Below are 9,214 nucleotides of genomic sequence, written 5' to 3'. Positions count from 1 at the left end.
GTCTGGTACTGGGCCTCGCCGATCGAGGCGCGGCTCTGCGCGGCGCAGGAGGTGGCGCTGGTCGGCGGCGGCAATTCCGCAGGCCAGGCCGCGGTGTTTCTCTCCGGCCACGCCAGCAAGGTCACCATGATCATCCGCGGCGGCGGGCTGGGCGCCAGCATGTCGCGCTATCTGATCGAGCGCATCGAGGCGACGCCGAATATCGAGCTGATGTTCAATACCGAGGTGGTCGGGCTCGAGGGCGGCCAGGATGCCTCGCTGGAGCGCGTGCGCTGGCGCAGCCGGCTGTCCGGCGAAGAGATGAGCCATGACATCCGCAATCTGTTCCTGTTCGTCGGCGCCGATCCCGCTACCTCCTGGCTCGACGGCTGCGGCGTCACGCTCGATCGCGGCGGGTTCGTGGTGACCGGCGCGCAGTCCGAGCTCAACCAGGGCCGGCTCGTGGCGCAGCTCGAGACCTCGGTGCCGGGCGTGTTCGCGGTCGGCGACGTGCGTTCGGGCTCGGTCAAAAGGGTGGGCGGCGCAATCGGCGAGGGCGCACAGGTGGTGGCGGCGCTGCACGGCTTTCTCGGCGACACCGCGACGCCGACATTGTAGCAGGGCACGCATGGCAAAAACGGGCTGCACGCATATCGCCACCATCCGCACCGTCACGCCGAGCGCCCTGGGGTGCGAGGAATGCCTCAAGAGCGGCGATGTGTGGCTGCATCTGCGGATCTGCCGCAGCTGCGGTCACGTTGGCTGCTGCGACGATTCGCCCAACAAGCACGCCACCCGGCATTTTCATGCCACCGGTCATCCGATCATCGAAGGCTACGATCCGCCGGAAGGCTGGGGCTGGTGCTACGTCGATGAGGTGCTGTTCGATCTGTCGGACCGAAAGACGCCACACAACGGTCCGATCCCGCGCTATTATTGAAGACGTATCGAGCGGTAAAGACGAGCCTCGCGATGCAGCGTGCTCGTCGAGCGCTTCAATCAATCTGCTGGATGGACGAAGGCCGCGCCAAGTGATGCCGAAGTTTTGGAGTTTTGCGACCGTCGAAATCGGCATGTTGGGTGCTGGCGCCATTCGTGACGTTTGTGCAACGGCTCGGCCATCACATTTGCGTTTCCCGCTGGTTGCGGCGGGGGCGAATTGCGGTTCTGTGGCCGGCGTGACGTGGAAATTTGCCGGGATGCGTCTTAGCATCGATCCGGTTCTGCAACTGGAGCGCGTGCCATGATGCTGGGAATGAGCCTGTCCACGTTCACGATGGTCCATGTCGTCATCAGCCTGATCGCGATCGTCGCCGGGCTTGTGGTGATGTTCGGAATGCTCGGCTCCAAGGCGATGCCGGGTCTGACCGCGATCTTTCTGTTGTTCACGATCCTGACCAATGTCACCGGCTTCATGTTTCCGTTCGAGCAGCTGTTGCCCTCGCACATGATCGCGATCCTCTCGCTGGTGCTGCTGGCCGTTGCCTGCGTCGCACTCTATGTCATGCAGGTGTCAGGGCCGTGGCGCTGGATCTATGTGGTGACGGCGCTGGCCTCGCTGTATCTCAATATGTTCGTCCTGATCGTCCAGGCCTTCCTCAAGATACCATCGCTGCACGAGCTGGCGCCGGGCAATCCGCCCAATGGGCCGGCCTTCGCCGTGGTGCAGGGCATCGTGCTGGTGTTCTTCGTCGTCGTGATCGCGGCCGAGGTGCGGCGGTTCAAGCCGCTATCTGCATAGGTTGCGATAACCAAGCTTTGAAGTGCGCGGAGGGTGAGCGCGAGACGATGGGCTGACCAACGGGGCTGATCAACCTAATGAAAGGCTTACGCTATGCCGACCATCAAGACCAAAGACGGTACCGAGATCTATTACAAGGACTGGGGAGCCGGCCAACCGGTCGTGTTCTCGCACGGCTGGCCGCTGACGGCCGATGCCTGGGACGCCCAGATGCTGTTCCTCGGCCAGCACGGCTATCGCGTCATCGCCCATGACCGGCGCGGCCATGGCCGCTCCAGCCAGCCTTGGGACGGCAATGACATGGACCATGCCGCCGACGATCTCGCCGAACTCGTCGCCAAGCTCGAGCTGAAGGATGCGGTCCATGTCGGCCACTCCACCGGCGGCGGCGAAGTCGCGCGCTATATCGGCCGCCACGGCTCGAGGCGGGTCGCGAAAGCGGTGCTGCTCAGCTCCGTGCCGCCCTTGATGCTGAAGACGGAAAACAATCCGGAAGGGCTGCCGCTCTCGGTGTTCGACGGACTTCGGGCTTCCACCATCGCCAACCGCTCGCAGTTCTTCCTCGACCTCACCATGCCCTTCTACGGCTACAATCGGCCGGGCGCGAAGGTCTCGGAGGGGGTGCGCCAATCGTTCTGGATGCAGGGCATGATGGCCGGCCACAAGACGGCGATCGACTACATCAAGGCGTTTTCCGAAACCGACTTCACCGAAGACCTGAAGAAAATCGACGTGCCGACTTTGGTCGCGCATGGCGACGACGATCAGATCGTGCCGATCGTCGCCTCGTCGCTGAAATCTGCGAAGCTGATCAGGGGTGCGACCTTGAAGGTCTATCCCGGCGCGCCCCATGGCCTCGCCACCACGCATGCCGGCCAGTTCAACGCCGACCTGCTGGCGTTCATCAAGGGATAGATTTTTCGGTTGGGCCGGAAGCTGGCGCGGCGACCGGCCGCGCCGGTGGCAGGTGTCCGCAACGGCGATCGGCGTTTGACGGAGATATCACCATGACCGGCTGGACCACGGCAGACATTCCACCGCAGGGCGGCAGGCTTGCCGTGATCACCGGCGCCACCGGCGGGCTCGGCTACGAGACGGCGCTGGCGCTGGCGCGTGCCGGCGCAACCGTCGTGCTCACCGGCCGCAATCATGCCAAGGGCGAAGCCGCGCTCAGGGAAATCCGCGCGCAACGGCCGGACGCGGCGGTCAGCTATCAGACGCTCGACCTGGCGAGCCTGGCATCTGTGACGGATTTCGCCGCGCGCTTTGCCGCCGCGCACCACTCGCTTGATCTGTTGATCAACAATGCCGGGGTCATGGCGCTGCCGACGCGGCAAACCACGGCGGACGGTTTTGAGATGCAGCTCGGCGTCAACTATTTCGGCCACTACGCGCTCACCGCACGGCTGCTTCCGCTGCTGCGCCGCGGCAATGCCCCGCGGGTGGTCAACCTGTCCAGCCTCGCGCATCGCATGGCGCGGATCGATTTCGGCGATCTGCAGGGCGCGCGGTCCTATGTGCCGTGGCGGGCCTACTGCCAGTCCAAGCTCGCAATGCTGATGTTCGCCCTCGAACTGCAGCGCCGCAGCGCCGCCGCCGGCTGGGGCCTGATGAGCAATGCCGCGCATCCCGGCTATGCGCGGACCGACATCATTGCCAATGGGCCCGGCCTCGACCGCTGGACCTGGCACATCAACAGGCTCTTCGTGCAGCCCTATTTCAGCCAGTCGGCCGCCGAAGGCGCGCTGCCGACCCTGTTCGCCGCCATCTCGCCGGAGGCGAAAGGCGGCGGCTATTACGGGCCGGACTGGTTCTATGAGTTGAAGGGATCGCCGGCACCGGCGAAAATCATGCCGCGGGCAGAAGACGCGACCGCGTCGGCGCGGCTCTGGGATGTCTCCGCGAGCTTGACCGGTATATCCTTCGATCAGGCGGCGAATGCCGCCTGAATGAACGGTGCGGCGAGGCGCGGTGCAGACGCATGAAAGTCATCCTGTTCGGCGCAACGGGCATGGTCGGACAGGGCGTGTTGCGCGAATGCCTGCGCGACCCCAGCATCGAACGCGTGCTCGCGGTCTGCCGCAGTCCGGCCGGGCAGCGCGATGCTAAACTCAGCGAAATCATCCACGGCAATTTTCTGGATTATTCGGGCATCGAACCGCAGCTTGCGGGTTTTGACGCCTGCTTCTTCTGCCTTGGCGTCTCCTCGATCGGCCTGACCGAGGAACGCTACCGGCATTTGACCTACGACATCACCATGGCGGCCGCGGCGACGCTGTCGCGGCTCAATCCCGGCATGGTCTTCATCTATGTGACCGGCGCCGGCACGGATTCGACCGAGCAGGGCCGGGTGATGTGGGCGCGCATCAAGGGCAAGACCGAGAACGACCTGCTCAAGCTGCCGTTCCGCGCGGCCTATATGTTCCGCCCCGCCGGCATTCAGCCGCTGCATGGCGTCAAGTCCAAGACCGCCTGGGTTCAGGCCTTTTATGCCGCCACCGCCCCGCTCTTGTCGCTGGTTCACCGCCTCGCACCCCGCTACATGACCACCACCGAGCAGTTGGGGAAAGCCATGGTCAAGGTGGCGCGGGACGGTTATCCGAGGGGCGTGCTGGAAAGCCAGGATATCAATCGGGTGTGACGACATTCCGGACTCGTTCGACGGGACCGATTCCGGTATCTCGATCTTGTCCGACCCGTCTCGAGATGCCGGGTTCGCGTCCAAGTCGGCTGTTGCCGACTTGGACGGAAAATATTGCCGAACCCGGACGGGCCCGAGCTGGCTGCGCGCGCCGGGAATGACAGTGTGGGCCCTTGAAATCGCCGCAAATTTCGAGACTTTTGCCGCAACCTCCTTCCCCCTACAATTTGTCTCCCAAAACAAGCAGGAATCGGCATGGATCGGATTCGCATCGTCGGCGGCCGCAAACTCAACGGCACCATCCCGATCTCCGGCGCCAAGAACGCCGCGCTGCCGCTGATGATCGCAGCGCTGCTGACCGACGACACGCTGATCCTCGACAATGTGCCGCGGCTTGCCGATGTCGCTCAGTTGCAACGCATTCTCGGCAATCATGGTGTCGACATCACCGCGGTGGGCAAGCGGGTCGGCGACCAGAAATATCAGGGCCAGACCCTGCGGATCTCGGCGGCCCACATCATCGACACCACCGCGCCCTACGAACTGGTGTCGCGCATGCGCGCCAGCTTCTGGGTGATCGCGCCGCTGTTGGCGCGGATGCATGAGGCGAGGGTGTCGCTGCCCGGCGGCTGCGCCATCGGCACGCGGCCGGTCGATCTTCTGATCATGGCGATGGAAAAGCTCGGTGCGGAGATCTCGATCGACGGCGGCTATGTGATCGCCAAGGCGCCGGGCGGCCTCAGGGGCGGCAGCATCGCGTTTCCCAAGGTGACGGTCGGCGGCACCCATGTCTCGCTGATGGCCGCGAGCCTGGCGAGAGGCACCACAGTGATCGAGAACGCGGCCTGCGAGCCGGAAGTCACCGATGTCGCGGCTTGTTTGAACAAGATGGGCGCTCGCATCGAGGGCGCCGGAACGTCGCGGATCGTGGTCGAGGGGGTCGACAAGCTGCACGGTGCACAGCATGCCGTGCTGCCCGACCGCATCGAGGCCGGCACCTATGCGATGGCGGTCGCCATGACCGGCGGCGACGTCCAGCTTTCCGGCGCGCGGCCCGAGCTCCTGCAATCGGCGCTCGATGTGCTGACGGCAGCGGGCGCCGAGATATCGGTCAACGACGACGGTATTCGTATCGCCCGCAACGGCGCCGGCATCCGGCCGGTGACGGTCTCGACCGCGCCGTTTCCGGGCTTTCCGACTGACCTGCAGGCGCAGTTGATGGCGCTGATGGTGCACGCGCAAGGCGCCTCCGAAATCACCGAAACGATCTTCGAGAACCGCTTCATGCATGTGCAGGAGCTGGCGCGGTTCGGCGCGCGGATCAGCCTCGACGGCGAGACCGCCCGGATCGACGGCATCGCACGGCTGCGTGGCGCGCCGGTCATGGCGACCGATCTGCGCGCCTCGGTATCGCTGGTGATCGCGGGCCTTGCCGCCGAGGGTGAGACCATGGTCAACCGGGTCTACCACCTCGACCGCGGTTTCGAGCGGCTGGAGGACAAGCTGAAGGCCTGCGGCGCCTCGATCGAACGCATCAGCGACTGACCGGATGGCCTTGTGCGCTGGCATGCGCTCGGAGTTGATCCGGGGGTAGACAGCGGTTTTGTGAATACACTACGCTCGGGCCTGAGGAGTTCCAGGTGTCGCCGCAACTCAAGCTGATCGCTCTTGACGCCGACGATCTCGCGGTGATTTCAGCGCATGTCCAGGATGCCCGGGTGCAGGTCTCCGATATCGTCTGGCGGCAGGGCGAGAAGCGGCTGGTGATCGGCATGAACCGGCTGGACTGGGAGCAGACGCTGGCTGGCGAGACCGCGCCGCGCCGTCTGATCGCGGCGCTGCGCTTCGACCGGGTGCTGGCCTGCAAGTCCCGCAACATCGACCTCGCGGCGCCCGAGGTTGTGCTCGATCTGTTGGGAATCGAGTTCCATCCGGGAGAGGCGCCCGGCGGCAGCGCGCTCCTGATGTTCACCGAAGGCGGGGCGCTGCGGCTCGACGTCGAGTGCCTGGAATGCGAATTGACCGACCTCGGGACCGACGATCTCGGCGCCAGCGATTCAGGCGACGACGAGCCGCCGCTGGGCCCCGGGACTTAGCCAGAATTGGTGTTGTCGCCGCGAAGGCTGGGACCCATAACCTCAGGCCTCGTAGCCCCACGCCTCGTTGTCACATCGGATGTGGCCCCGGCGTAGCGCGAAACGCCTGCCGCTGCCATGAGCCCCGGCGACCGCTTGGCGTTGGCCGGGACGACATCGGCAGGCGGGGTTGACGGCGGTTGGCCGCCGCGCCATTGCAGGTGGGCTCATCCGAATTCCGCCGGAACATCGCCATGCCGATTCGTCTAGACCGCTCCAGCGCCGATTTCGACGGACGATTCGCGACATTTCTCGGCGCCAAGCGCGAGGCTTCGGCCGATGTCGAGGCTGCGGCGCGGGCGATCGTCACCGATGTGGCGGCACGCGGCGACGCGGCGCTGCTGGAGGCCACGAAAAAATTCGACCGCCTCGAGCTGGACGCGGCCGCCTTGCGCGTGACGCCGGGTGAGATCGAGGCCGCGGCGAAGGCCTGCGATGCCACGACCTTGGATGCGCTGAAATTCGCCCGCGACCGGATCGAGACGTTCCACCTCAGGCAACTGCCCAGGGATGAGCGCTTCACGGATTCGCTTGGCGTCGAGCTCGGCTGGCGCTGGAGCGCGATCGAGGCGGTCGGGCTCTATGTTCCCGGCGGCACCGCAGCCTATCCGTCGTCGGTCTTGATGAATGCGGTGCCGGCCACGGTCGCGGGCGTCACACGGCTGGTGATGGTGGTGCCGGCGCCGGACGGCAGGCTCAACCCGCTGGTGCTGGCGGCGGCGCAACTCGGCGGCGTCTCGGAAATCTACCGCGTCGGCGGCGCGCAGGCGGTGGCGGCGCTGGCCTACGGCACCGCGACCATCGCGCCGGTCGCCAAGATCGTCGGTCCGGGCAATGCCTATGTTGCCGCCGCCAAGCGGCTGGTATTCGGCAAGGTCGGCATCGACATGATCGCCGGCCCCTCCGAGGTGCTCGTGATTGCCGACGACACCGGCAATGCCGGCTGGATCGCGGCCGATCTGCTGGCGCAGGCCGAGCACGACGACAGCGCGCAGTCGATCCTGATCACCGATTCCGCATCGCTCGCCGACGAGGTCGAGCGCGCGGTGGCGTCGCAGCTCACGACCCTGCCCCGGCAAAAGATCGCCAGCGCCTCCTGGGACGATTTCGGCGCGATCATCCTGGTCAAGGATCTCGCCGAGGCCGTCCCTCTGGCCAACGCCATCGCCGCCGAGCATCTGGAAATCATGACCGCCGATCCGGAGGCGCTGTCGGCGCAGATCCGCAACGCCGGCGCCATCTTCCTGGGCGCGCATACGCCGGAGGCGATCGGCGACTATGTCGGCGGCTCCAACCACGTGCTGCCGACGGCCCGCTCGGCGCGGTTCTCCTCAGGCCTGGCCGTGCTCGATTTCATGAAGCGGACGACGATCCTCAAATGCGGACCCGGGCAGTTGCGCGCGCTCGGGCCTGCCGCGATGACGCTCGGCAAGGCGGAGGGACTGGACGCGCATGCGCGCTCGGTGGGACTGCGCCTCAATCTGCCATGACCCAACAGCCTGCAGAGGAAGATCCGAACAATCGCATCGCGGCGGTGACGCTCGACGAGGAATCGATCGGGCGTTCCGGCCCCGACATCGAGCATGAGCGCGCGATCGCGATCTACGACCTGGTCGAGCAGAACCTGTTTGCGCCCGAGGGCGCCGAGGGCTTGGGGCCGTTCACCCTGCATATCGGCATCACCGGCAACCGGCTGATGTTCGACATCCGTCGCGAGGACGGCACGCCGGTGGTGACGCATCTGTTGTCGCTGACGCCGTTCCGCGGCATCGTCAAAGACTATTTCATGATCTGCGACAGTTATTATCAGGCGATCCGCACCGCGACGCCGGACAAGATCGAGGCCATCGACATGGGCCGCCGCGGCATCCATGACGAGGGCTCACGCACGCTGCAGGAGCGGTTGAAGGGCAAGGTGCGCGTCGATTTCGAGACCGCCCGACGGCTGTTCACGCTGATCACTGTCTTGCATTGGAAGGGTTAGCGCATGATCCCGATCCAGATCACGCGCAAGACAAAAGCGTAACGCGATGGCTGCGCCGCCGTCACGTGCGCGCATGCCGCAGTCCGTGTTGTTCGCCTGCGGCCTGAACAGCGTGCGTTCGCCGATGGCCGAAGGCCTGCTGCAGCAGATGTTTCCGCAGGCGCTCTATGTCCGCTCCGCCGGCGTGAAGAAGGGCGAGCTCGACCCGTTCGCTGTTGCCGCGATGGCCGAATTCGGCCGTGACATTTCCAGCCACAAGCCGATCACCTTCGACGAATTGGAGGACTGGGAAGGGCTCAATTTCGACCTCATCATCACGCTGTCGCCGGAGGCGCATCACAAGGCGCTGGAATTGACGCGGACGCTGGCCGCCGACGTTGAATACTGGCCGACGCCGGATCCGACCGGCGCGGAGGGCAATCGCGAACAGAAGCTCGCCGCCTATCGTGAGGTCTGCGACATGCTGCTCGCGCACATCCGTCGGCGCTTTGCCCGCACCGGCGCCGCGAGCGACTAGACGCCCGATTCCTTGCAACCCGTCATGTCCTAGCCTTCAGATGTCATCCTGAGGCATGGTCCAGAGCGGTCTTCCGATTTTCAGAAATTATTCTTGACGCTCACCCCAAATCACCTGCATAGTCCCGCCATCCTGTCCCACAGAGGGGCGTTCCGGATCGTCCAGAGACGCGGGGCAGGATGCGGTGGACGCGGCAGCGTCAGGCGTGACACGTGAT

At 65.3% G+C, this 9,214-nt stretch carries 12 protein-coding genes; all 12 read left to right on the top strand.

Going from position 1 to position 9,214, the window contains the following annotated elements; translation table 11 throughout:
* Positions 1-597: NAD(P)/FAD-dependent oxidoreductase (locus WCB02_RS18555; RefSeq protein ID WP_423960226.1), on the top strand; the 597-nt coding region annotated here is incomplete at its 5' end.
* A 10-nt stretch (positions 598-607) separates the two neighbouring features.
* Entirely contained in the window at positions 608-919 is a 312-nt protein-coding gene (locus WCB02_RS18550; protein WP_423960224.1) for a UBP-type zinc finger domain-containing protein, read from the top strand.
* A 94-nt stretch (positions 920-1,013) separates the two neighbouring features.
* Positions 1,014-1,226: a hypothetical protein gene (locus WCB02_RS18545; RefSeq protein WP_423960223.1), complete on the top strand. Its 213-nt coding sequence runs from the start codon at positions 1,014-1,016 to the stop codon at positions 1,224-1,226.
* Positions 1,223-1,720, top strand: a complete 498-nt coding sequence (locus WCB02_RS18540; protein ID WP_423960222.1) for a hypothetical protein — start codon at positions 1,223-1,225, stop codon at positions 1,718-1,720. Before WCB02_RS18545 ends, WCB02_RS18540 begins: the two co-directional genes overlap by 4 nt.
* Before the next feature lie 93 nt (positions 1,721-1,813).
* Entirely contained in the window at positions 1,814-2,635 is an 822-nt protein-coding gene (locus WCB02_RS18535; RefSeq protein WP_423960220.1) for an alpha/beta fold hydrolase, read from the top strand.
* Positions 2,636-2,727: 92 nt separating this feature from the next.
* Positions 2,728-3,669 (top strand): SDR family oxidoreductase, encoded by a 942-nt coding sequence (locus tag WCB02_RS18530; RefSeq protein WP_423960217.1) that lies wholly within the window; start codon positions 2,728-2,730, stop codon positions 3,667-3,669.
* Positions 3,670-3,701: 32 nt separating this feature from the next.
* A complete protein-coding gene (locus WCB02_RS18525) occupies positions 3,702-4,361 on the top strand; it encodes an NAD(P)H-binding protein (RefSeq protein ID WP_423960216.1) in 660 nt (219 codons plus the stop codon).
* A 255-nt stretch (positions 4,362-4,616) separates the two neighbouring features.
* Positions 4,617-5,906 (top strand): UDP-N-acetylglucosamine 1-carboxyvinyltransferase, encoded by a 1,290-nt coding sequence (murA, locus tag WCB02_RS18520; protein ID WP_423960215.1) that lies wholly within the window; start codon positions 4,617-4,619, stop codon positions 5,904-5,906.
* A gap of 95 nt (positions 5,907-6,001) precedes the next feature.
* Positions 6,002-6,457, top strand: coding sequence for a DUF2948 family protein (locus tag WCB02_RS18515; RefSeq protein ID WP_423960213.1), 456 nt, complete (start codon positions 6,002-6,004; stop codon positions 6,455-6,457).
* A gap of 233 nt (positions 6,458-6,690) precedes the next feature.
* Positions 6,691-7,986, top strand: a complete 1,296-nt coding sequence (hisD, locus tag WCB02_RS18510; RefSeq protein WP_423960212.1) for a histidinol dehydrogenase — start codon at positions 6,691-6,693, stop codon at positions 7,984-7,986.
* A complete protein-coding gene (locus WCB02_RS18505; RefSeq protein WP_423960211.1) occupies positions 7,983-8,480 on the top strand; it encodes a UPF0262 family protein in 498 nt (165 codons plus the stop codon). Before hisD ends, WCB02_RS18505 begins: the two co-directional genes overlap by 4 nt.
* A gap of 46 nt (positions 8,481-8,526) precedes the next feature.
* Positions 8,527-8,997: a low molecular weight phosphatase family protein gene (locus WCB02_RS18500; RefSeq protein ID WP_423960209.1), complete on the top strand. Its 471-nt coding sequence runs from the start codon at positions 8,527-8,529 to the stop codon at positions 8,995-8,997.
* Positions 8,998-9,214: the final 217 nt, after the last annotated feature.

It is taken from the genome of Bradyrhizobium sp. (assembly GCF_049581145.1).
In the GTDB taxonomy this organism is placed as follows: Bacteria; Pseudomonadota; Alphaproteobacteria; order Rhizobiales; family Xanthobacteraceae; genus Bradyrhizobium.
Note: the sequence above shows the minus strand (reverse complement) of the source record. Positions and strands in the feature narration are given on the sequence as shown.